The organism is Fructobacillus papyrifericola (genome assembly GCF_018437235.1).
In the GTDB taxonomy this organism is placed as follows: Bacteria; Bacillota; Bacilli; order Lactobacillales; family Lactobacillaceae; genus Fructobacillus; species Fructobacillus papyrifericola.
Genome location: NZ_JAAMFJ010000002.1, coordinates 260,267 through 280,359 on the forward strand (window position 1 = coordinate 260,267; position 20,093 = coordinate 280,359).

Annotated in this window: 26 protein-coding genes, 2 tRNA genes, 1 other RNA gene, 1 pseudogene and 1 other annotated feature; of the genes and pseudogenes, 1 reads left to right on the top strand and 29 read right to left on the bottom strand. The window is 49.1% G+C overall.

Annotated elements, in window-relative coordinates; all coding sequences use genetic code 11:
* Position 1: 1 nt before the first annotated feature.
* The 4 genes from G6R28_RS04880 to G6R28_RS04895 all read right to left on the bottom strand — a co-directional run bounded on the left by G6R28_RS04880 (position 2) and on the right by G6R28_RS04895 (position 1,956).
* Positions 2 to 550, bottom strand: a complete 549-nt coding sequence (locus G6R28_RS04880; protein WP_213793117.1) for an NADPH-dependent FMN reductase — start codon at positions 548 to 550, stop codon at positions 2 to 4.
* A gap of 181 nt (positions 551 to 731) precedes the next feature.
* Positions 732 to 1,130: a hypothetical protein gene (locus G6R28_RS04885; protein ID WP_213793118.1), complete on the bottom strand. Its 399-nt coding sequence runs from the start codon at positions 1,128 to 1,130 to the stop codon at positions 732 to 734.
* A 326-nt stretch (positions 1,131 to 1,456) separates the two neighbouring features.
* Positions 1,457 to 1,544, bottom strand: a tRNA-Ser gene (locus G6R28_RS04890).
* Between the two features lie 82 nt (positions 1,545 to 1,626).
* Positions 1,627 to 1,956, bottom strand: coding sequence for a hypothetical protein (locus G6R28_RS04895; protein WP_213793119.1), 330 nt, complete (start codon positions 1,954 to 1,956; stop codon positions 1,627 to 1,629).
* A gap of 77 nt (positions 1,957 to 2,033) precedes the next feature.
* Between G6R28_RS04895 and G6R28_RS04900 the strand changes: the two genes are divergently transcribed.
* The gene (locus tag G6R28_RS04900; protein WP_213793120.1) at positions 2,034 to 2,681 is read left to right on the top strand and encodes an NAD(P)H-hydrate epimerase; all 648 of its coding nucleotides are present in this window, start codon (positions 2,034 to 2,036) and stop codon (positions 2,679 to 2,681) included.
* Positions 2,682 to 2,715: 34 nt separating this feature from the next.
* Here the strand turns inward: G6R28_RS04900 and rlmH are convergent, their stop codons facing one another.
* From rlmH to rplK, 25 genes and pseudogenes are all read right to left on the bottom strand, one after another.
* Positions 2,716 to 3,195: a 23S rRNA (pseudouridine(1915)-N(3))-methyltransferase RlmH gene (rlmH, locus tag G6R28_RS04905; RefSeq protein WP_213793121.1), complete on the bottom strand. Its 480-nt coding sequence runs from the start codon at positions 3,193 to 3,195 to the stop codon at positions 2,716 to 2,718.
* A 79-nt stretch (positions 3,196 to 3,274) separates the two neighbouring features.
* Entirely contained in the window at positions 3,275 to 3,463 is a 189-nt protein-coding gene (locus G6R28_RS04910; RefSeq protein WP_213793122.1) for a hypothetical protein, read from the bottom strand.
* A 268-nt stretch (positions 3,464 to 3,731) separates the two neighbouring features.
* A complete protein-coding gene (locus G6R28_RS04915) occupies positions 3,732 to 4,493 on the bottom strand; it encodes a M15 family metallopeptidase (RefSeq protein ID WP_213793123.1) in 762 nt (253 codons plus the stop codon).
* A gap of 50 nt (positions 4,494 to 4,543) precedes the next feature.
* Positions 4,544 to 4,616, bottom strand: a tRNA-Lys gene (locus tag G6R28_RS04920).
* 92 nt (positions 4,617 to 4,708) lie between these two features.
* Positions 4,709 to 5,236 (bottom strand): helix-turn-helix domain-containing protein, encoded by a 528-nt coding sequence (locus G6R28_RS04925; RefSeq protein WP_213793124.1) that lies wholly within the window; start codon positions 5,234 to 5,236, stop codon positions 4,709 to 4,711.
* A gap of 23 nt (positions 5,237 to 5,259) precedes the next feature.
* Positions 5,260 to 5,844 carry a hypothetical protein gene (locus G6R28_RS04930; RefSeq protein ID WP_213793125.1) on the bottom strand — a complete coding sequence of 195 codons (585 nt, stop codon included), beginning with the start codon at positions 5,842 to 5,844 and terminating at the stop codon, positions 5,260 to 5,262.
* A complete protein-coding gene (locus G6R28_RS04935; protein ID WP_213793126.1) occupies positions 5,837 to 7,024 on the bottom strand; it encodes a 1-acyl-sn-glycerol-3-phosphate acyltransferase in 1,188 nt (395 codons plus the stop codon). Before G6R28_RS04935 ends, G6R28_RS04930 begins: the two co-directional genes overlap by 8 nt.
* Positions 7,017 to 7,637 (bottom strand): 3,4-dihydroxy-2-butanone-4-phosphate synthase, encoded by a 621-nt coding sequence (gene ribB, locus G6R28_RS04940; protein WP_213793127.1) that lies wholly within the window; start codon positions 7,635 to 7,637, stop codon positions 7,017 to 7,019. The genes G6R28_RS04935 and ribB overlap by 8 nt, the downstream gene beginning before the upstream one ends.
* A gap of 115 nt (positions 7,638 to 7,752) precedes the next feature.
* Positions 7,753 to 8,631, bottom strand: a pseudogene (locus tag G6R28_RS04945) (ROK family protein).
* 225 nt (positions 8,632 to 8,856) lie between these two features.
* Complete coding sequence (galE, locus tag G6R28_RS04950; protein ID WP_213793128.1) at positions 8,857 to 9,852, bottom strand: UDP-glucose 4-epimerase GalE; 996 nt, start codon at positions 9,850 to 9,852, stop codon at positions 8,857 to 8,859.
* A 12-nt stretch (positions 9,853 to 9,864) separates the two neighbouring features.
* A complete protein-coding gene (locus tag G6R28_RS04955; protein WP_213793129.1) occupies positions 9,865 to 10,608 on the bottom strand; it encodes an acyl-[acyl-carrier-protein] thioesterase in 744 nt (247 codons plus the stop codon).
* Complete coding sequence (gene rsmI, locus G6R28_RS04960) at positions 10,601 to 11,506, bottom strand: 16S rRNA (cytidine(1402)-2'-O)-methyltransferase (RefSeq protein WP_213793130.1); 906 nt, start codon at positions 11,504 to 11,506, stop codon at positions 10,601 to 10,603. The genes G6R28_RS04955 and rsmI overlap by 8 nt, the downstream gene beginning before the upstream one ends.
* 2 nt (positions 11,507 to 11,508) lie before the next feature.
* Positions 11,509 to 12,468 carry a DNA polymerase III subunit delta gene (locus tag G6R28_RS04965; RefSeq protein WP_213793131.1) on the bottom strand — a complete coding sequence of 320 codons (960 nt, stop codon included), beginning with the start codon at positions 12,466 to 12,468 and terminating at the stop codon, positions 11,509 to 11,511.
* The gene (locus G6R28_RS04970; RefSeq protein ID WP_213793132.1) at positions 12,468 to 12,791 is read right to left on the bottom strand and encodes a cyclic-di-AMP receptor; all 324 of its coding nucleotides are present in this window, start codon (positions 12,789 to 12,791) and stop codon (positions 12,468 to 12,470) included. The genes G6R28_RS04965 and G6R28_RS04970 overlap by 1 nt, the downstream gene beginning before the upstream one ends.
* A 2-nt stretch (positions 12,792 to 12,793) precedes the next feature.
* Positions 12,794 to 13,444, bottom strand: a complete 651-nt coding sequence (gene tmk, locus G6R28_RS04975; RefSeq protein WP_213793133.1) for a dTMP kinase — start codon at positions 13,442 to 13,444, stop codon at positions 12,794 to 12,796.
* 10 nt (positions 13,445 to 13,454) lie between these two features.
* The gene (locus tag G6R28_RS04980) at positions 13,455 to 13,721 is read right to left on the bottom strand and encodes a DUF2508 family protein (RefSeq protein WP_213793134.1); all 267 of its coding nucleotides are present in this window, start codon (positions 13,719 to 13,721) and stop codon (positions 13,455 to 13,457) included.
* Positions 13,718 to 14,323 (bottom strand): recombination mediator RecR, encoded by a 606-nt coding sequence (gene recR, locus G6R28_RS04985; RefSeq protein WP_213793135.1) that lies wholly within the window; start codon positions 14,321 to 14,323, stop codon positions 13,718 to 13,720. Before recR ends, G6R28_RS04980 begins: the two co-directional genes overlap by 4 nt.
* 14 nt (positions 14,324 to 14,337) lie before the next feature.
* A complete protein-coding gene (gene dnaX / locus G6R28_RS04990; RefSeq protein ID WP_213793136.1) occupies positions 14,338 to 16,284 on the bottom strand; it encodes a DNA polymerase III subunit gamma/tau in 1,947 nt (648 codons plus the stop codon).
* A 42-nt stretch (positions 16,285 to 16,326) separates the two neighbouring features.
* Positions 16,327 to 16,413, bottom strand: an RNA gene (gene ffs / locus G6R28_RS04995) — signal recognition particle sRNA small type.
* 66 nt (positions 16,414 to 16,479) lie between these two features.
* The gene (locus G6R28_RS05000) at positions 16,480 to 17,028 is read right to left on the bottom strand and encodes a nucleoside deaminase (protein ID WP_213793137.1); all 549 of its coding nucleotides are present in this window, start codon (positions 17,026 to 17,028) and stop codon (positions 16,480 to 16,482) included.
* Entirely contained in the window at positions 17,028 to 17,660 is a 633-nt protein-coding gene (locus G6R28_RS05005; protein WP_213793138.1) for a class I SAM-dependent methyltransferase, read from the bottom strand. Before G6R28_RS05005 ends, G6R28_RS05000 begins: the two co-directional genes overlap by 1 nt.
* A 73-nt stretch (positions 17,661 to 17,733) precedes the next feature.
* On the bottom strand, positions 17,734 to 18,102 hold the full coding sequence (gene rplL / locus G6R28_RS05010; protein WP_213793139.1) for a 50S ribosomal protein L7/L12: 369 nt from the start codon (positions 18,100 to 18,102) through the stop codon (positions 17,734 to 17,736).
* A 50-nt stretch (positions 18,103 to 18,152) separates the two neighbouring features.
* Complete coding sequence (rplJ, locus tag G6R28_RS05015) at positions 18,153 to 18,674, bottom strand: 50S ribosomal protein L10 (protein ID WP_213793140.1); 522 nt, start codon at positions 18,672 to 18,674, stop codon at positions 18,153 to 18,155.
* A gap of 24 nt (positions 18,675 to 18,698) precedes the next feature.
* Positions 18,699 to 18,818: a sequence feature (ribosomal protein L10 leader region), on the bottom strand.
* 36 nt (positions 18,819 to 18,854) lie between these two features.
* The gene (gene rplA / locus G6R28_RS05020) at positions 18,855 to 19,547 is read right to left on the bottom strand and encodes a 50S ribosomal protein L1 (protein WP_213793141.1); all 693 of its coding nucleotides are present in this window, start codon (positions 19,545 to 19,547) and stop codon (positions 18,855 to 18,857) included.
* Positions 19,547 to 20,008 (bottom strand): 50S ribosomal protein L11, encoded by a 462-nt coding sequence (gene rplK / locus G6R28_RS05025; RefSeq protein WP_213793142.1) that lies wholly within the window; start codon positions 20,006 to 20,008, stop codon positions 19,547 to 19,549. Before rplK ends, rplA begins: the two co-directional genes overlap by 1 nt.
* Between the last annotated feature and the right edge of the window lie 85 nt (positions 20,009 to 20,093).

A 20,093-nucleotide genomic window follows, 5' to 3' on the forward strand; every position in this document is an offset into this window, starting at 1 on the left:
GTTACTTTCTTCCTTCTTCCTGTAAGGCTTTGGCCAATAAGTCAACATCATCTAAATAAGGGGCGAGAAAGGCCGCGCTTTCAGCTTCGTCAGCATCCCGAGCCAGCTCATCCGGCTTGATGGATAAGCGGGGATTGACGGCCAAGCGCTTCATCTTCAAGCCCTGCAGAACCAAGGACAGGGCCAGTTCACCCTGAAAGCCACCGTGTGAACCGATGGCCACTGTGGCAACGGGCATTCCCTGCCATTCGCTGTAAAGCGTGTCCAGGGCGTTCTTCAAAACGGCCGGATAGCCCCAATTATACTGAGGAAAGACGATCACCATGGCGTCAAATTCCTGCACCATGGTCGACCAGGTCTTGGTGGCTTCCAGCTGGTAAAGTCCGGCAGCCGGAAGTTCTGGTTCATCCAACCAGGGTAAATTAATTTCGGCTAAGTCCAAGACTTCGGCATCCAGCCCCTTCTTCTCCAACAAGGGGCGAAGCCAGCGGGCGACTTTTCGAGACAGCGACACCTGCCGATTCGATCCAACTAAAATGGCAACTTTCATGGGGAGGTCCTTTCCAAACGTAATCTTATCCCTATTGTAGTCGCTTTGAAAAAGAAAGGCGAATGATTGAAGCGGAAGCGGCGGTCTTTACGAACAAGCCCTCACGAATCAACAAAGAACAAAATAAAAGCAAGAATTAGCAATCTGATTCTTGCTTTTACCTATCAATCAACTCAGTGCTTCACGACTCATCCCCCGAAAGATTCAGCGCCAGCATGAATTGCTGGTAAAAACGACGAACCAAAGGCAAGGGCATTGCCAAGACCTTATTTCTTTTCTCCCACAGTTCACCAATCATCTTGTCGTACCGTTGATCATCTTTTGGAACAGTAATAATCGCTACCTTCTCATTTTCTTTAAAGGGGAAGACAATAAACTGATACGCTTCTTTCTGGTCAATGATTCCATATAAGTAGTGTGCTGGTCTAAGAAAGATACAGTAGACCAAATTATGTCTAACAAAGGGTTTTTCGAGCGGCTGCTTTGGGCGGTCGCGCAAGTCCAAAGTTTGGATATTTATTTGATCGATTAAGTCTTGTAAATACAGATTAATCTCTGTGATAAACCGAATCTGACGCACGATGAAAAAGACACTGCACAGAGCCAGGAGTGCGATGAATAGGACAAAGGGGTCAAAGTCAATAAATAAGGACAAAGCCAGAAAAAAGAAACAAAAAATCAAAATGTTCCTCAATAACTTATAAAGGGTAGCCACTTGTGATTGTTCGAATACTGCTTTTCTAAATACGCAGTCAGTTTAGTCGATTGCATCCCCATGGCCCCCATTCACTTCGATTTTTTGCTGAACAACTCACTCATGTGGCTGATTTCCACTTGTTTTCGAGTATTAAAAAAGGCCGAACACCAGTCGTTTTACCTACCAGTGCCAGCCTTTTCGATTGATAGTGGAGAAGAAGGGATTCGAACCCTCGCACGCTTTAACACGTCTACACCCTTAGCAAGGGCGCCTCTTCAGCCTCTTGAGTACTTCTCCAATAACAGATAATACTATACCAGATTATCCGCTTGCCGACAAGGCTGGTCAGCATTTGAGAAAAGGATGCCGACCCGTTTTCTTACCGGGCGATTGATTTCATGATGGCCAGATTGAAATGGTCCCAAACACCTTGGTCATCTGCTTTGAAGTCCTCGATTAGGGAATCGTGGATGGGCTTAATGACACCGGCTGGCTTACCGTAAACATCCGTCAATGCCAGGTTTCCCTCATCGTCCCAGGCCACGGTGTAAAAAGTCCCGTCCATGCGGTAGTCCAAAATCTGCTCCAAGCTCCGCTTCAAGGTCCGCTTGATCAGCTGATCTTCGGTCACCTTTTCACCACGGGCGTTCAAGATGGCCACCTGGTCCTTCACTTCTTGATAGTCATCGGCAACATCGAGATTATCCATAGCCGGTCTCCTTTTTTCTGTTATTTTTCTTCGTCTAATACTATAATAACTATAACTATTATACTAAGGTGGAAAACATGACACAACTCGTAACGGCCGATGAAATCAAGGCCATCGAAGCCTACACAATCAACGAGGCCGGCCTGTCCGCCGCCGTTTTGACGGAACGGGCAGCCATGGCCACGCTCCAAGTGCTTGCTGCGGGCCGTTTTGACCTTTCAAACGTTTTGGTCTTAGCGGGACTTGGTGGTAACGGTGCCGATGGTGTCGCCCTGGCCCGACTTTTACACCAGGCAAAGATTCCGGTGACCCTCCAGTTTGTGGGCAACGTCAACCGGGCGAGTCAGGCTGTCAAAGAGCAGCTGCACGCCGCCACTCTTTGTGGCGTGCAGCGGGCTGAAAAGTCCGACTTTAAGGAGCCTTCCCTCATCATTGATGCCATCTTCGGCACTGGTTTGAACAAGGACCTGCCAGAGGGACTACAAAAGATGCTGAAGGCCGCCAACCACATCGACAACACGGTCGTTGCCTTAGACCTGCCAACCGGCATCGATGCTAACACCGGTGAGATTCGTGGGGCCGCTTTAAAGGCGAAGGCAACCATCGCCTTTGGCTTTGAAAAAGTCGGCTGCGAAAAGGCCCAGGGAAAGAAGATGGCCGGCCGGGTCATTCCACAAGACATCGGCCTGGTCTTGCCTGAAGACTTTATCTTTTCAATTCAATAATTCGATCAATGCAGCCGGACTTCGTCCGGCTTTTTTATTTGTGGTAAGGCGAACCGACCGCAATCATCTGGGCCCGGTAAATTTGTTCCATCAAGACTAGGCGCATGAGCTGGTGGGGTAAAGTCAGCAAGCCAAAGGACAAAAGCAAGTCCGCTCGCTTTTTGATCTTTGGCGTTAAGCCCAAAGAACCACCGATGACAAAGGTGAGTGTGCCGTGACCGGATAGCTTAGCCTGCTCCAACTTCTTGGACAGTTCTTCTGAAGGCAGCTGCTTGCCTTCAATGGCTAAGACCACAACGTAGTCCCGCTCGCCAATCTTTGCCCAGATCCGTTCGCCCTCCTTGGCCATGATTTCCTCGTTTTCAGCCTGGGAGGCCTTCTCTGGCGTCTTCTCGTCTGATAGTTCAACCATCTCTACCTTGGCAAAGCGCTGCAGTCGCTTAGCGTACTCCGCAATGCCGTCTTTGAGGTACTTTTCCTTTAATTTCCCCACTGTTACAACTTTAATTTTCATTTAAATTTCCAACTTTCTTTTTGGTCTAAGTCACTAAGTTATCCCCGGAAACAAGAGTTATCCACTGACTTATCCACAGTTATCCCCGTTTTTTTCGATAAAAAGGCCCATTATTACCGCCTTTTGCCAAACTTATCCACAGTTTTGCTCGTTTTACCCCGACTTCCCCTTGGAAGTTTTCAAAAGACAGAAATGGCGGATTTAAGCCATTTATCCCCGGAATCCCAATTTTATCCACAGACTTATCCACAGCTGTTGATAAGCACATTTGTTCGCCTGATTTTCCCTCCGCATTCTTCGGTTTTTCCGGATTTTTCGGAGGAAGAAACCGCTATTCTATGTTAAATGAAGGTTAAAGGAAAACAAAAAAGACGAACGGGCCTTTTTCAAAAGAGGCAATGCATAAATTTTACCCCAAAACAACCGAACATGCATTCTTTAATTGGTCTAGTCGAAAAACAATTACCCCTCTTTCTTGACTTTTACAAAAACATGTCAAAAGAAAAAAGCAAGACACTTTGTCTTGCTTTTCTACCTTAACGACCAGCCGCCTGCAAGCCCTTCACGTAGGCTTCCAGCGTCAAGTTATGGGCCTTCATGTACTTGGCGTTCTTCACGCCAACGTAGCGGAAGTGCCAAGACTCATAATCGATCCCCGTCTGTTTAATCTGACTCTTTTCCTTCGGATAACGAAGAACAAAGCCATAATCGGCCGCATGGTCAATCAGCCATTTTTGTGAGGCAAACTGATCCATGTTGGCCTCTAAGTTCGGATACTTTTCAAAGGCATCGGAACCGGCAATGTCAATGGCCAGGCCCGTGTGGTGTTCGGATGATCCGGGACTTTGGACGACGGCCGCTGTCGCCTTTTCGGCTTCCTCGTCCGACATTCCCTCTGCAATATTATTCTTCTTTACGTTAGCAAAGACTTCCTTTTGGTATTGGATTGAACGGTAACCAGAAATCAGGTTGGTTTGATAACCAGCTGCCCTGGCCCCGTTTTGAAAGTCCAAAACCGCCTGCTTGATGCGGGCATCGACCGTTGCGCCCGAGACTGTCGCCTTATCAAAGTTCATTTCTGATGAAAGCGGGTGCCACTTATTGACCAAGACGAGATCCCAGTCCGTTGACTTGGCCCCCTTTGGCAAATTCGTCAACTTCTGCTCGGAACTCTTTTGGCTGCTGCTATTCTGCTGACTGCTTTTGTGTCCCTGGTTACTAAAGTTGAAGGCTCCCAGGCCAACAGCCGTAAGCACCACAAGAACAAGCAAGCCAACTAGCACTTTTTTCTTGGTCATGTCTCTTCCTCCTTGATACAAAAAAAGGACCGGCTACGCCGGTCCTTGGATGGTCAGTCAGGGGCTCGAACCCTGGACCCACGGATTAAGAGTCCGTTGCTCTACCAACTGAGCTAACTAACCATGGTGTCTTTATCAACAAAAGATATCATACCATAGCTACACTAGACTGACAAGGCTTTTGAGTGATTTTTACGAATCTTCTTCTTTTCTTTTTAAGTACCTTGGCCACGCTTTGCTAGGTGGTTTAACGCCCACTTCGGTAGGAAAGGTTTGACCAGGCTATATAAGTGTCGATCGAAGTCGAGCAACTCGTCTAAATCCTCAAAGTAGTCAATAATTTCGGATAGATTCTTTTCCGAGTTCAGCTTTACAAGCAAAATCTTCATAAAAATCCGTTCGTGACGTAGACTTGGCTTCATCTGCTGCAATTCTTTTAAAATCCTTGCCAGCACAACTGCATCATGCTGATAACGGTTCGCTTTTTCTGCCAATTCCACGACTCGAAAATCCAAAAAGATGTTTTTCTGACACAAATCGTTAATGGTGATACCCATTGCGCCAAGTATCAGAACGGTCGTGCTCAACTGGATATCGCTTTGTCCCCGCTCAAATTTTGAGATAGCACTAGCTGATAAGTTTGTTTCCAGCGCTAAATCCTGTGCAGAAATGCCGCGATTCTTACGTACCCTCCTCACTAATTCACCCAATCGTTGGACTTCTAGAAAGCTGTTTTGGACCATCTTCTGCCCTTCCTTTTCCTATATTAAACAGTTTCGTGCTTTTTCACCCGAATGACCACGCTTTCATCCATCTTCATGTACAGCGCCGCTAATTCAATTTGCCGACGCCGACTCGGCTGCGACCGGGCGTTCACCTTCAGGGCCTTTTGGATGAGGGCGGTTGCTTGGCCAAAGGCCCTTTCCTCATAAAGCAGCGTTGCTAAGGATTTGTAGGCGTTCAAATTGTTTGGATTTGTCAAAAGTGCCTGATTAAAGAATCCTTTTGCTCTTTTTCTTTGCTTCAAGACAAGTGCGATTGCACCGGCTAAGTACAAGGCCCGATCGTTTTTCGGATTGAACCGCAGACTTTTCCAGGTACAGTAAATAGTACGTAAAAAGGGATAAGTTTTCGTTAGAAAGTTTTTATTGACTAACATCAGGTGGGCATAGGCGTGTCCTAGTTCGTAATAACGGGCCGAATGGATGCTCGCATCGCCTGATAGCCCCTTGGCCATTTTGATTGCCAACTGGTGATACTGACGTTTTTTTATGGCGGAATGCATCCGGTTTTCAATTCCCTTTCGATTTAGTTCGTGAATGATGGTTAGTTGATCCTTTTCGTTATTCAATCCCGTAGTCCTCACTTTTCTTCCACCGCATAGCCAAGGCAATCATTTCTAAGCGCCGCCGCTGATCAACCTGCTGTTTCATTTCGATTTCTGGAAGCCGTTCCATTAGCATATCTGCTTGACCTTGCATCCCCATTACCAAATACAATCGAAAGGACCAGGATCGCAGAGCCGAATTATTTGGGTTTACCTGAAGCCCTAACTCATAGTAACGAGCCGCCTGTTGATACTTTTTCTGTTCATGAAAAAGTCGTCCAAGTGCGTACAGTGCCGCATCGTTTTTCTTGTTTTCTTGCAATACCGCTAAGAAGGCTCTGGCTCCCTTCCTGAGGTAATGGGCACGAACCATGGTCAGCTTTTTTAACAGTCCGAGTCGCGCGTAGGCAATCCCCACTTCTAACAGAGCAAGCTCGTTTTTAGAATCTTCTTTTAAAACTTTTTGCGCCAAAAGACGTGCTCGCTCAAAGCACTGTCTGCTACTTAAGGTGTTTGTTGAAAAGTCACGAATTCCCGCCGTGTTATAAAAGCGAGCAGCTTCAACCAAGTCCGTCGAGTCTTTCAACTGCTCTTTTCTGTATTCACCACTCAACAAGGAAAGTTCCGTCATCAACTGTCTGGTTAATTCATGTCGCTCGCGATTCTTTTTAAAAAAAACGGTCCTTGGCGCCCCCACTGTAACGTGAACTGGCCGTTTCTTTGCCCAGTGACTTTTGGCCGGCAGAACATCAAAGGTTCCGTTAATCCCAACCGGGATGATTTCAGCCCCAGCCATTTTGGCCAGTGACAGGGCGCCATCTTTGCCAACACCAATCAGGCCGGTTCGGCTCCGCGTTCCCTCTGGATAGATGACCAGGACATCCCCCTCTTGCAGATGTTCTTTTACCTCCCGCATGGTCTCTAAGACGAGCCCCTTACGATCTAAGGGGATTCCTTGCATCATTTTGTGCCACCAGTTTGAAAGAGGCTTTTCAAAGGCTTCTTTCTTTGTTAGAAAGTAGATTTTCTTTCGGTCGATTCGCCCTTTGAGCAGAGCCAAAATGACAAAATGATCCAGGTAGCTAGCATGGTTCGCCACGATAATCTTTCCAGAGACATTCGAGAGGTGTTCTGAATCCGAAACGCTTTTTAAGTACCTTGCTCGAATAAAAAAGGTAATGATTGCGGTGATGACTCTAACCATTTCTTTCCTCCTCAAGGTGTTGAATGAGTTCTCGAATATGAACCAGGGGAATTTGCCATTTTTCAGCTAGGGCCTGTAAATCTTTTTGCCTGGCCATTTGACCGTTTGGCAGTAAAATTTCAATAATCACTGCCAGCTCTTTTTTCTTCGCCAGTTTGGCAAATTCAATGGCCGCTTCCGTATGTCCTGGCCGTTCCCTCACCCCTCCAGGCCTAGCCACCAAGGGGAAAACGTGGCCAGGTTGAACAAAGTCTTCTCGGGTAGCCTCCTCCTTTGCTAGCTGACGAATCGTAGCGGCTCGATCCCCGGCTGAAATTCCCGTTGTGACACCCGTTGTCAAATATTCGCCATCGATGGACACAGTAAAAGCCGTGCCGTTTCGCTCCGTGTTATGTTCCGTCATTGGTCCAAGCGCGAAATGACTGGCCAGTCCCTCCGATATTGGTGTACAGAGTAGTCCCCGACCGTTCGTCACCATAAAGTTAACCGTTTCCGGTTGAATGTTATCCCCCAGAGCAAGAAAATCCCCTTCATTTTCTCGGTCGGCATCGTCGACAACAATAATGATTCCTCCGGCTGCTAAGACTTTGACGGCTTCGTCGATTTTTTGCATGGTCCACTCCTTTTTGCTTTTATTCTATCCGCCTTTTTCGAACCGCTGCTTTCCCTTTCCAATAAGCAATAAAAAAAGAAGGCGGCATACTTTTCGTATGCCACCTTCTTTTTTGTCAGTATGCCCTGGTGAGTGCGGACTTGGCCAAGTAGAAGCAGCCAAGGATTCCGGCGTCATCCCCGTTGGCAACGGGAACCAGGTAATCTTCTAATTCCGGTGTTGATAGATAACCGGCCATCAGTTGTGAAAAACGTTCTCGAATTAGCGGTAAGAGAACCGAACGGTGGTTGACCCCACCACCAAAAACGATTCGATCGGGTTGCAGAATCGTCGTATAAGTCATGGCTGCCTGAGCCAGATAATCGGCCTCAATTCTCCAGGCCTGGTGATCATCGACCAATTCCTTGGCCGACACGCCCTAGCGATCCTCCATGGCCGGTCCGGACGCCAATCCTTCCAAGCAGCGGTCGCCATGGAAGGGACAGTGCCCAGCATAATTATCAGCCGGATTTTTTTGCACCATAATGTGCCCGGCTTCAGGATGACCAAAGCCGGATAGCAACTGACCGTTAACGATAATGCCGGCCCCGACACCGGTTCCAACCGTGAGATAAAGCAGGGACTTCACCTCGGAGTTGGCCCCGTGACGATACTCCGCCCAGGCCGAGCCGTTGACATCGGTCGTCCAATAGTAGGGAATGTCCCGCCATTTTTTCAGATAGCCCAAAAAGTCAAAGTTGGCCCAGCCAGCCTTCGGCGTATCCAAGACATAACCATAGCTGGTTGATTGCGGGTTAAGATCAATTGGTCCAAAGGCCGCCACCCCGATGGCTGCGACATCCGGGAAACGGTCAAAGTATTCCGTTACCTTGGCCAAAGTCGTCGGTCCGTCTTCCGTCTTTAGAACCTGTCGATCGATCATATTAAAGTCTTCATCGCAGACGGCTAAGATAAACTTTGTGCCGCCGGCTTCAATTGCGCCTAGTAATGACATGGTGACGCCCTTTCCTCTCGTACTTGCACTACATATTGTAAGGGCTTTTATGGATGCAAACAATAGAAAAAACGTGATTTTTATCCAATGGTCTAGTCCAAGAAAGACTATCGGAATAAGAAAAGAGACAACTCAAGCATTTTTGGTCTATTAAACAGACCGGTTGCCTCGGACTTTTTTAGTCAAAAAAAGAACCAACCGTTCGGTTGGTTCAAAAGAAAGCATTTACTTCTTATCATCGTAGCCATTTGGGTGCTTTTCAACCCAGTTCCAGGCCGTCTTAATGATTTCCTCGACGTCGTCGTACTTTGGCTGCCAACCAAGCACTTCACGGGCGGCCGTTGAATCGGCAATCAGGATATCAGGATCACCGGCACGGCGTGGCCCAATCTTGGACTTGATGTCGACACCGGTTGCCTTACGGGCTGCTTCAACCATTTCCTTAACGGAAAAGCCGGTCGCAGAACCAAGGTTGAACTGAGCCGATGGGTTCCCGTTCTTCAGGTAATCCAGGGCCAGGATGTGGGCGTCGGCCAAGTCGACTACGTGGACATAGTCACGGACGTTAAAGCCGTCTGGCGTGTTGTAGTCATCCCCGAACATCTCGATGTAGTCGCGCTTACCAGAAGCGGCCTGCAAGATGATTGGGACCAAGTGCGTTTCTGGACCGTGGTCTTCACCAATCGAACCGTCTGGCATGGCACCGGCCACGTTGAAGTAACGCAGCGCCACCCACTTGATGTCGTAGGCTGAATCGGCCCAGGCCATCATCTTTTCCATCATCAACTTGGATTCACCATAAGGGTTGATGGGGTTTTGTGGGTCGCTTTCCTTAATCGGAATGTTGACGGGGTTTCCGTAAGTAGCGGCCGTTGAGGAGAAGACGATCTTCTTAACGTCATGTTCCTTCATCACTTCGAGCAAGGTCACCATGCCAGCCGTGTTGTTGTCGAAGTACTTCAACGGTTCAGCCACGGATTCGGGCACGATGGAGAAGGCGGCAAAGTGGACAACGGCTTCGATGCCTTCTTTATCAAAGACTTCGGACAAGGCCTGCTTGTCACGGATGTCGACTTCGTAGAACTTGGCTTCCGGTGCAACCGCGGCGCGGTGACCCTTAACCAAGTTATCAACAACAACAACGTCACGACCATCAGCCAAGAGCTGACGAACCATGTGGGAACCGATGTAGCCGGCACCACCCAATACTAATACTGACATGTTTGTCCTCACTTACTTTTCTTCTTCGGAAGCCCAGTGAATGATGGCTTCCGCAGCAGTCTTATCACCGTTTTGGACACGGTGCTTCGTCTCATTATCCCCCATAACGACCTGAGAATCAACTTGGTGGCCATAGTGGACTTCGTTTTCGTAGCGAATGGAGAAGCCGGTTGGCTCCTGTTCCTTCAAGAAATCAAGGGGCAGCACGTCAACCATCCACTCCAGGTACTTGGAGTTGTTAACGTGCTTGTTCCCGTCGATGTCTAAGAAGCGAACCTGGTAGGGCTTGTCAAAGTCGACCGGCTCATCCTTAATCTTTGGAATCCGGACCATTTTTGAAAGGCGCTTTCGCTCCTCGCCACCATAGGGCTGCACGAGGTCCAAAGGCAGTTTGATCATCCGCCGACTTTCCAGATCGATTAAGGCCCAGAGGGAGTCCATGTCGATGATGACCTCCCCGGCTGCATCCTTAAACAAGAAACCGCGTTGGGCAAAGTAGGACCCCCACTCGCCGGCCTTGGTTTCAATCGTAATCGTTTCACCCAGGGCTGGTCGGCGCTTGATCTTCACGTCGTATTGCAAAATAACCCAGCCCAGGCCACGTCGGTCGGTTTCTTGGTAGCCGACCTTCAGGTATTCCCCCTGCTTACGGGAACAAAGAATGGCCAGGTTTAACATCATGGCCAGGGATAACTTGCGGGTTAAATCCACCTGATAATATTCGATTGGTTGTGTAATGGAGTAAGTATCAGCCATTTTCTTCCTCGATGTGATGGTACAGTTTATAGATTTCTTGGCGACTCTGGCCGCTTTCCTTCGCCACTTGCTTAATGGCAGCGTTTGGCTTCATTCCCCCGTCAACTAAGGCTTGAACGGCCGCTTCGGGATTTTCAGCGGCCAGTTCCACTCGGCTGTCTTCTCCAGCCTGGTCCGTTCGACCGCTACCGTCTTTTTTACCTTCAACAAGCAAAACGAATTCCCCACGGATTTCGCCTTCCTCTGCCCATTGCAAGGCTTCTTCGGCAGTGCCTCGTAAGAATTCTTCGTAGCGCTTGGTCAACTCCCGGGCCAAAACGACCTGGCGTTGCCCACCCAAGACCTCCACCAAATTGGCCAAAGTCTTCTTTAGCCGATGCGGTGCCTCGTAAAAAATCATCGTTTCAGGCCGCCAGGAGAGTTCTTCCAGTTCCTCTTGCTGTTCCTGCTTCTTTCTTGGTAAAAAGCCATGGAAGTAAAAGGGCTGAGGTACCAAACCAGAAGCAATCAAGGCCGTAATGCCTGCCGAAGCGCCAGGAATAGGCACAACCGGCACGCCGGCTGCAATCGCCTGGGCAACCAGTTCCTTACCCGGATCCGAAATGGAAGGCAGACCGGCGTCTGATACCTGGGCAATGTTGTTTCCAGCTAAGAGTTTATCAACCAACTCCGGCGCCTTCTCCTGCCAGTTATGCTCGTGCAGAGAGGTCTTTTCGTTTTTAATCTCAAAATAGTTGAGTAACTGCTGGGTGTGCCTGGTGTCTTCGGCCGCAATCAAGTCGACACTCGAGAGAATTTCAAGTGCACGGTTCGTCATATCTGATAAATTGCCAATTGGCGTACCAACTAGGTAGAGCGTACCGGAATCATGGGTTGTAAAGGACTGTTGTCTTTGCATGGTTATCCTAAGAGAATGGCGCTTTCAAGCGCGAGTTTTTCTAATTTCGATTGAAAGGCGATCTGAACCTTTTTCAACCGATCAACGGCTAAGAAGGTTTCGACCAGCTCCTGCAGCTGTTTTGTCGAATAGCGGTTTTTCGCCTGGTTGTAAAAGCCCGTCAGTTGCTCAAAGTAGAGAGTCGGTTCCGCTAGGGTTTTTGCCATCAACAAGTCCCGGCTCAGCTGCTGCAGCCATAAAAGGACGGCCTCTTCCTGCTCCTTTTCACTGACTTTTTTTAGCAAAGTCGTCTGCAAGTAGGCCATGGAGGAAACGTCTCGGGCCACGACTTTTTCAAACCACTTGAAAACTAGGGGTTGTACCTCTTCTTGAAAGGCCGCCAACGTTGCCTGGGCCTTCTCGGCCACTTCAGGGCTTGCTTGCAGATGGACGACCTGAGCACGGGAAACAATGGTTTGCAAGACATCCTCGGCCTTTTCGGCCAGCAAAATGATTAGCTGCGGACCAGCCGGCTCCTCGATAAATTTCAAAAGCGAGTTGGCAGCCGCTGTTGTCAGCGTCTCCGTTCGGTCAATGATGAAAACCTTGACTGGTGCCTCCAAGGAAGTCGTCGTCAGTTCGGGCACAATGGCTCGAATCTGGCTAATCTTGATCGAGGCCCCCTTCTTTTCCGGCAGAACCGTGACCAAGTCGGGATGGTCTAGCTTGGCAATCCGTTCCGTCGTCGACTCGTCTTTTTTTCCAAAGGCCATTTGTGCAAAGGCTAAGGCTAAGGCCAACTTCTCCTCATCGCCAGGTCCGGCTAGTAAATACAGGTGGGACCGCCGGTCTTCTTTAACCGCCTGTGACAACTGGGCCAAGTTTTTCGGATAGGCTTTTTCAGCAATGTCGAAAAAGTCGGCCATTTCAAAAACAGCCGACTCGGTACTTTCTTTTGCAGCCGTCTTCTTCGAAGCAGCCATTAGAACTGGTAAAAGTCATCGATGGTCTGCGTGAAGACCGTGGCTCCACCAACCTCGATTTCAACTGGGAAGGCCGCGGCGCGTTCGCCTTCGACACCCATTGGCGGCACCATGAACTGCTTGCGCTTCTGCGAAACTTCCTTGATGATGTCCAACACTTCTTGCACCCGTTCGTCATCAATGGCTACTAAGAAAGTCGTGTTTCCAGAACGGAGAAAGCCACCAGACGTTGACAGGCGGGTTGCCTGAATCTTGGACTTTACAAGGGCGTTGGCCAACTTCGTGGCGTCCTTATCTTGAACAATGGCATTAATCAGTTTCATGTTTACCTCCAGTATTCTTGAATTACATCGTTAACAGCTGAGAGAACCGCTTCTTTCGGCTGGTTGGCATCGATCAACTTAATCCGCTTTGGCTCTTTTTTGGCCAGGGCCAAATAGCTCTCGCGAACCTTTTTGTGAAAGGACAGCTTTTCCTTGTCCAGGCGATCGATTTTTTCAGTCCGGTTTTTAAAGACCCGTTCCAAGCCGACTTCGACCGGTAAGTCAAAGTAGATTGTTAGGTCTGGTAGAACCGGCTTCCCAGTCTGCGGATTTTGAATGGCAAAGTCGTTAATCTCTTGAACTGACTTTAAGCCAAGATCCCGGCCGCCACCCTGGTAAGCCAGAGAGGAGTCGAGATAGCGATCGGAGACCACGACTTGCCCGGCCTCTAAGGCGGGTAGGATGGTTTGGACCACGTGTTCTCTTCTGGCGGCTGCCAGCAGGAAAACTTCAGTCCAGGAATCGATGGCCGGGTCGGTTTGGACCTTTAACAAGTCGCGAATCGCTTCGGCCATCTGGTTACCACCGGGTTCTCGGGTGAGCAGGACCTGCTTTTGACTAAGCTTTTCAATTTCTGGCAAAATGGCCTGAATGGCCGTTGTTTTGCCAGCCCCTTCGGGTCCTTCAAAAGTGATAAAATTTGGCATTCCCATGGGCTTCCCCCTAATCGTCTACCTGCTTATAAAAACGAAGGCCAGAGGCCACCGTTCGACGGCGCTTGGCTTCCTTATAAAGATAGGAAAAACGCGCCTTTTTGAGGGCCGTTTGGGCCTGCACCATGTGCCCGTTCACCCGGGCGTCAACCAGGGCCGTTTCGGAATCCTGCGCTTGGTGTAGGTCCTTTCTGGCATGGTTGACTTCCTCTAAGAGGATTTGGTCATAATCGGCCTTTAAATTGTCATGTTTTACTGTTTTTTTCTTAAAGATCACAGTTCGTTCCTACCTTCAATCGACTTGATCAAAGTCAGTTGGTCAGCGTAATCAATGTCTGATCCCACCGCGAGGCCGGAAGCCAAGCGGGTGACTTTGATATTGGCGGGTTTCACTAGGCGGGCGATGTACATGGCCGTCGCCTCGCCATCGGTATTGGCGTTGGTGCCGACAATCACTTCTTTAATTTCATCATCCTTGGATAAACGGCGGATTAAAGAAGGCAGGTTAATGTCTTCCGGTCCGGTTCCAGCAGATGGCGAAATCACCCCGTTTAGCACGTGGTAAAGGCCGTGGTATTCCTGCGTCTGCTCCATGGCCATGACGTCCTTTGGATTCTGCAAGACCAGAACCGTCGAGCGGTCCCGGGTGCTGTCCGTACAGATGGCGCAGGGATTTTCGTCCTTACTGGTAATATTACCGCAAATTTCACAAAAAGTAATCGACTCTTTAGCAGAAGCCAGGTTTTTGGAGAAATTCAAGACGTCTTCAGGATCCATGGACAGCGTGTAAAAGGCCAATCGTGAAGCTGTTTTGGCGCCAATTCCTGGTAGTTTTGAATAGGAATCAATAAGTTTTGCAATCGGTTCTGGATACTGCATGGATTCTTCCTAACTTAGTCTTTTTCAACCTGCACAAGGTCGTCGCCAAAGAGGGCCTTAGCTGCTGAAACCACGTCGTCTTCAGCCGGCTTTGGTTGAGCTAGATCCTGTGCTTCAGCCGTCTGCCCCACCTTCTTAGCAACGGTTGTAGCCGTTAGTTCACTCAGGGAAATCTTGACGACCTGCCCGGCTTTTAACGCCTTCACGTATTCGGCCCGGTCATTTTTCCACTGATCTTGGCTACGCATGACCAGGGTCGTTGGCAGGCCCATCTGGTAAAGGGCAGCCGCTAATTGACCTTGCAGGTCATTATCCTTTTCAGCCGTTTCTTGAAGGGCTGGGTAATCAAAAGCCAAAACGGTGGCTTCCAGTGATGCTGCCACAGGTTCGGCCGTCTGCAAAACGGCCTGGTCCTTAACCGGCATTTTGGAAACAACGTCCTTCCAGTCGCTTTGAATCTTGTTCAGCTGATCGCGCTTGGCCTGGGCCAGGACTGCCTGGACCGGTTCGTTACCGGTGTAGATTGTCAACTGCCAATCGGCTTCTTCTGTTTTGGCAGCCGCTGGTTGAACTGCTGAATCTTTCAAACTGGCGGCCCGGTCTTCTGACGCGCTGGCAGCCGTTTCAGTCGTCTCGGACTGGCTGGCACTGGCTGTTTCAGCGCTTTCTTCAGATTTGTCCGGCATGGTTGCCTGGCCTTCAGCTTCGGCCACTGGTTCCGCCAAAGCCATTGGCTCTTCCTCAGGCTCTGCTGCCTTTTCGGCCGACGCTACCGCTTTCTCCTGTACCGGAGTGGTTGGCTGCTTTTCTGCTGTTGAGTCTGCCGTTTTTTCTGTTTTTGTTTCTTTTATCGTTTGGCTTGCTGCTGACTGTGCATTGGTCTTTTGGGGCGCCTGCTGGGCTACTGCCTCGGCTTGGCTTCCTTGCTGCTTTTCAGCTAGTTGTACTGTCAATATTTCAAGGTAAATATCTGACTGTAGCGACTGGGCCAGCGCCGTCTTAATTCGGTCGATTACCTGGAGCATGTTTTGAATCTGACTTTGCGAGCTTGCCGCCAAGAAGGCCTTTAATTCGGCTTCCTTGAACTTGGCCTTGACCAAGTCCGGCGCAAGCTCAACCAACATGACATCCCGCAGGGTCGCAATCAGATCAGAAAGAAAGCGGTTGGCATCCTTTCCGGAAAGCAGGATGGCTGAAAGCGTTTCGAGGGCCTGGGCGGTTTCTCCTGCCAAAACCTGGTGCAGGTAGGTCAAGACTTGATCGATGTCGACCGAACCCGTCACGGTCAAGGCGTTTTGCACCGTGACTTTTTCAGGGCCAAAGGCAATCACCTGGTCCATGATGGAAAGCGCATCACGCATCCCACCTTCTGCAGCCGTGGCCACGACGTCCAATGCGGCCTCTTCATAGGCCTGCTTTTCCTGGTCCAAGACCTCGATCAAGCGGTTTTTAATCGTCTGATTGGACAGGCGCTTAAATTCAAAGCGCTGCGTACGGGACAAAATCGTTGCCGGCATCTTCTGAATTTCAGTTGTCGCCAGAATAAACTTCACCTGGGCCGGCGGCTCTTCCAAAGTCTTCAAAAGCGCGTTAAAGGCCCCCGTTGACAGCATGTGGGCTTCATCAATAATGTAAATCTTGTAAGCGGCTTCAATTGGCGCATAATTGGCCGAATCACGAATGGAACGAATTTCATCGACACCGTTGTTGGAAGCTGCGTCGATTTCGATGATGTCTGGTTGAGACTGTCCGGCTTGATCCGGGCCAATGCCGTTCACTTCACGGGCAAAAATCTTTGCTGCCGAAGTCTTTCCCGTTCCACGTGGACCGGCAAAGAGGTAGGCGTGCCCCGTCTGATTCTTATCAATGGCGTTTTGCAGTGTTTTGGTAATGACCTCTTGGCCAACCATCTCTGAAAAAGTCTTTGGCCGGTATACCCGGTACAGTGCTTGATAAGCCATCGTTTCTCCCTTACAAAAAAAGCCGCCTGAAGGCGGTTTTGCTATGTACACAAGCACAAGGTCAAGCAATCTTAGAGCTGCTACATCTCTGTCCTGACTCGGTTCGAAAGAAAACCCTTGCCTGCTCTTTTATTATATCGAAGTTTAGACCCCTGCGCAAACAAATGGCCTGAATTTATGAAGAAAAGCCGAAGCTTATTCAGCCTGCTCCGACTGCTTCCCTGTCTCTTCCTCCGCTAACTTAAGCACTCTCTTCTTAGCCTTCGCTTTGTCGCGGAGACTTTTGAAGAATTCCTTCAACAGGCCGGCCGATTCGTCCTTTAAAACACCAGGGAAGACTTTGACCTGGTGGTTCAACCGGTCATCATCAAAAACGGAATAAAGCGACGTTACCGCGCCAGCCTTCTTATCTTGGGCACCAAAATACACTAGGGGAATCCGAGCGTTCAAGATGGCTCCGGCACACATTAGACAGGGCTCCAAGGTGACAAAGAGGGCGGTTTCCTCCAACCGCCAAGTTCCAAGTTTTCCATTGGCTTCCAAAATGGCGTGCATTTCGGCATGGGCATCCGTTTTCTGGTCTTCTTCTCGGCGGTTACCAGCAGAAGCGATGACTTTTCCATCCTTGACGATGACCGCCCCAATTGGCACCTCGCCGCGTTGGCCAGCGGCCTTCGCTTCTGCTAGGGCCAGTTCCATGAACTTCTTAACGTCTGCACCCGCAATTTCAGGAACCACAGCCATTAGTCTTGCTCCTTTTTGGGGTCCTTAGCCATCAAAACGAAGTAGCCCTTCTTCTTTTCAATAACGGAAACATCGTGAAAGACGGCTTCTAAATTCTTTTGCGCCGATGGTGCCCCCTGCTTCTTTTGCAAAACGGCGATAATGGCCCCACCATCAATGAGATGATCGACGGCCCCTTGCAACATGGCCGTTACCACTGGCTTTCCAGCCCGGATCGGGGGATTAACCAGGATCAAGGCGTACTTATCCACAACATTGTCATAGATGGATGACTGAAAGACCTGGGTCAGGGAAGCCACGCCGTTCCGGTTACAGTTTCCCTTCGCTAGTTCAAGGGCCCGGTCGTTCACGTCGACCATGTCGACTTGCCGTCCCCAGGCCTTGGCAACAGCGTTGCCAACGGGACCGTAGCCTGTGCCAAGATCCAAGACTTTCCCAGGGACAAAGTCCTCTTTGTCTGCCGCATCCAGCATGACCCGGGTGCCAAAGTCGATGGTTTTCTTGGAAAATACCCCGGCGTCTGTCTTAAAATGTAGATTATGACCCAACAATTCAAAGTCGAATTCCTGGTAATCGTGTGCCGCGGACGGGTCCGCCGTAAAGTATTGTTGACCGGAAACTTTTTCTGCCATGGTTCTTCCTTTCATGAACAAGTGGTTTGATTTATGTACAAAAAAAGAGCACGAAGTGCTCTTCTTTTATGTATTACTTCAAAGTAACTGAGGCACCAGTTTCTTCCAAAGCTTCCTTCATTGCGTTGGCGTCAGCTTCAGGAACAGCTTCCTTGATAACTGACGGTGCGTTATCAACGAGGTCCTTTGCTTCCTTCAAACCAAGACCAGTTGCTTCGCGAACTGCCTTGATAACCTTAACCTTTGCAGTACCTGCAGAAGTCAATTCAACGTCGAAGTCTGACTTAGCAGCGGCACCGTCGGCACCAGCAGCACCAGCAGCGGCTACGGGAGCAGCAGCTGAAACGTCAAATTCTTCTTCGATAGCTGAAACCAAGTCAGCCAAGTCCAAAATCGTTGCATCCTTCAATGATGCGATAATCGCGTCTTTATCAAAAGCCATGATTAATTTCCTCCAATTTATAAATGTTTAGTAATAAGTATAGTTGAAACTTATTCGGCAGCTTCGGCAGTTTCGCCTTCAGCTTCCTTCTTTTCTTGCAATGCCTTAACAGCATAAGCAAAGCTCCGGATTGGGAACTGGAACTCGGCCATCAATTGACCAAGCAAACCTTCGCGTGAAGGCAATGAAGCGTACTTGTTGATGTCGTCGATTGATACGATTGATCCATCGATCACACCACCCTTGATAACGAGCTTTTCGTTAGCGTCGGCGTACTTCTTCAAGATGCGTGCTGGAGCAACGGCGTCATCTTCAGAGAAGGCAACGGCCGTAGGACCAGCAAACAAGTCGTTCAATTCTTCAAAACCAGCATCCTTAGAAGCACGGACAAGAACCTTGTTCTTGATAACTTCCAATACGACACCTTCTTGACGTAATTGGTGACGCAAGTCAGTTGATTCCGCAACAGTCAAACCACGGGGGTTAACAACAACGGCAGAAGTTGAGTTCTTGAACTGGTCAGCGATCTCAGCAACCTTTTGCGCCTTTAAAGCAATAGCTTGTTCACTCATGTGAAATTCTCCTTCCTCAAGATTTTTTTGCAAAAGAAACCCGCCTGCCAGAAGACAGACGGGTCAGTTAGTTTGAATAACTTCCTCGGCAGGAGATTAAGGTGCAAGCACCACCTGAGTCTTAGGCAAAATTGATTTAATTTACTTTGTTAGTCTAACAGGTTAATTGACGGCTGTCAATTAAAGAGAAGTGACATCCAAGGTAACGGCTGGTGACATCGTTGAGGCCAAAGCCACGTTAGAAACGTAAGTTCCCTTAACGGCGGCTGGACGAGCCTTCAAAATAACAGCGGCGATTGCCTTGATGTTTTCTGCCAACTTAGCATCATCAAATGATACACGGCCAACAGTAACCGCAACGTTTCCGTCACGATCAGTACGGTAGGTCACTTGACCACCCTTGGCGTCAGAAACGGCCTTCTTAACATCCATGGTAACCGTACCAGTCTTAGGGTTTGGCATCAATCCCTTAGGACCCAATGCACGACCCACGCGACCAACTTGGGCCATCATGTCAGGCGTTGCAATGGCAACGTCGAAGTCCAACCAACCGTCTTGGATCTTTTGAACCAAGTCAGCAGCGCCAACAAAGTCAGCACCAGCGGCTTCGGCTTCCTTAGCCTTGTCACCTTGAGCGAAGACAACAACCTTCTTATCCTTACCAGAACCGTTTGGCAAAACCACGGCTCCACGGAGTTGTTGGTCAGCTTGACGCGTGTCAACGTTCAACTTGAACGTCAATTCGACAGAAGCGTCGAAGTTTGCGTATGAAACTTCCTTCAACAAGGAAACACCTTCAGTCAAGTTGTAGGCCTTTTCAGCTTCAACCTTGGCTGCGGCTTCTAAATACTTCTTTCCATGCTTAGTCGTCATTATGCTTCCTCCTTGATTGCTGTTCCATCAACAGTCAAGTCCACACCGTCGACCGTAACACCCATTGAACGGGCAGTACCTTCGATCATCTTCATGGCAGCTGTGATGTCGTTTGCGTTCAAATCGGCCATCTTGTTTTCCGCAATGGCACGGATTTGATCAAGGGTAACATTACCACACTTGGTCTTGTTAGGTTCACCAGAACCCTTACCAACGATCTTACGCAATTGGTCGGCTGCTGGTGGCGTCTTCGTAACGAATTCGAATGAACGATCGTCGAAAACAGAGATTTCAACAGGGATCGTTGAACCAGCTTGGTCCGCAGTCCGGGCGTTGAATTCCTTAGTAAACTGTGCAATGTTAATACCGGCTTGTCCCAAAGCAGGTCCAACTGGTGGAGCTGGCGTTGCTTTAGCAGCGGCAATTTGCAGTTTCACAACATTGATAACTTTTTTAGCCACGATATTTTCCTCCTCGTGTTGTGGTATCGCGTAGCTTCAGTGCTACTTCCACACATGTCTTTGACATGCCCTATTATCATAACAA

Coding starts and splice junctions, on each gene's coding strand:
- ribB (WP_213793127.1), bottom strand. CDS start 7,637: ATGCAAAAAATCGACGAAGCCGTCAAAGTCTTAGCAGCCGGAGGAATC.
- G6R28_RS04910 (WP_213793122.1), bottom strand. CDS start 3,463: ATGTGCTTATCAACAGCTGTGGATAAGTCTGTGGATAAAATTGGGATT.
- rlmH (WP_213793121.1), bottom strand. CDS start 3,195: ATGAAAATTAAAGTTGTAACAGTGGGGAAATTAAAGGAAAAGTACCTC.
- galE (WP_213793128.1), bottom strand. CDS start 9,852: ATGTCAGTATTAGTATTGGGTGGTGCCGGCTACATCGGTTCCCACATG.
- tmk (WP_213793133.1), bottom strand. CDS start 13,444: ATGGGAATGCCAAATTTTATCACTTTTGAAGGACCCGAAGGGGCTGGC.
- G6R28_RS04965 (WP_213793131.1), bottom strand. CDS start 12,468: ATGGCTGCTTCGAAGAAGACGGCTGCAAAAGAAAGTACCGAGTCGGCT.
- recR (WP_213793135.1), bottom strand. CDS start 14,323: ATGCAGTATCCAGAACCGATTGCAAAACTTATTGATTCCTATTCAAAA.
- G6R28_RS04895 (WP_213793119.1), bottom strand. CDS start 1,956: ATGGATAATCTCGATGTTGCCGATGACTATCAAGAAGTGAAGGACCAG.
- rplJ (WP_213793140.1), bottom strand. CDS start 18,674: ATGAGTGAACAAGCTATTGCTTTAAAGGCGCAAAAGGTTGCTGAGATC.
- dnaX (WP_213793136.1), bottom strand. CDS start 16,284: ATGGCTTATCAAGCACTGTACCGGGTATACCGGCCAAAGACTTTTTCA.
- rplL (WP_213793139.1), bottom strand. CDS start 18,102: ATGGCTTTTGATAAAGACGCGATTATCGCATCATTGAAGGATGCAACG.
- G6R28_RS04925 (WP_213793124.1), bottom strand. CDS start 5,236: ATGGTCCAAAACAGCTTTCTAGAAGTCCAACGATTGGGTGAATTAGTG.
- G6R28_RS04900 (WP_213793120.1), top strand. CDS start 2,034: ATGACACAACTCGTAACGGCCGATGAAATCAAGGCCATCGAAGCCTAC.
- G6R28_RS04935 (WP_213793126.1), bottom strand. CDS start 7,024: ATGGTTAGAGTCATCACCGCAATCATTACCTTTTTTATTCGAGCAAGG.
- G6R28_RS05005 (WP_213793138.1), bottom strand. CDS start 17,660: ATGGCAGAAAAAGTTTCCGGTCAACAATACTTTACGGCGGACCCGTCC.
- rplA (WP_213793141.1), bottom strand. CDS start 19,547: ATGACGACTAAGCATGGAAAGAAGTATTTAGAAGCCGCAGCCAAGGTT.
- rsmI (WP_213793130.1), bottom strand. CDS start 11,506: ATGCAAAGACAACAGTCCTTTACAACCCATGATTCCGGTACGCTCTAC.
- G6R28_RS04955 (WP_213793129.1), bottom strand. CDS start 10,608: ATGGCTGATACTTACTCCATTACACAACCAATCGAATATTATCAGGTG.
- G6R28_RS04970 (WP_213793132.1), bottom strand. CDS start 12,791: ATGAAACTGATTAATGCCATTGTTCAAGATAAGGACGCCACGAAGTTG.
- G6R28_RS04880 (WP_213793117.1), bottom strand. CDS start 550: ATGAAAGTTGCCATTTTAGTTGGATCGAATCGGCAGGTGTCGCTGTCT.
- G6R28_RS04915 (WP_213793123.1), bottom strand. CDS start 4,493: ATGACCAAGAAAAAAGTGCTAGTTGGCTTGCTTGTTCTTGTGGTGCTT.
- G6R28_RS05000 (WP_213793137.1), bottom strand. CDS start 17,028: ATGGCTGTGGTTCCTGAAATTGCGGGTGCAGACGTTAAGAAGTTCATG.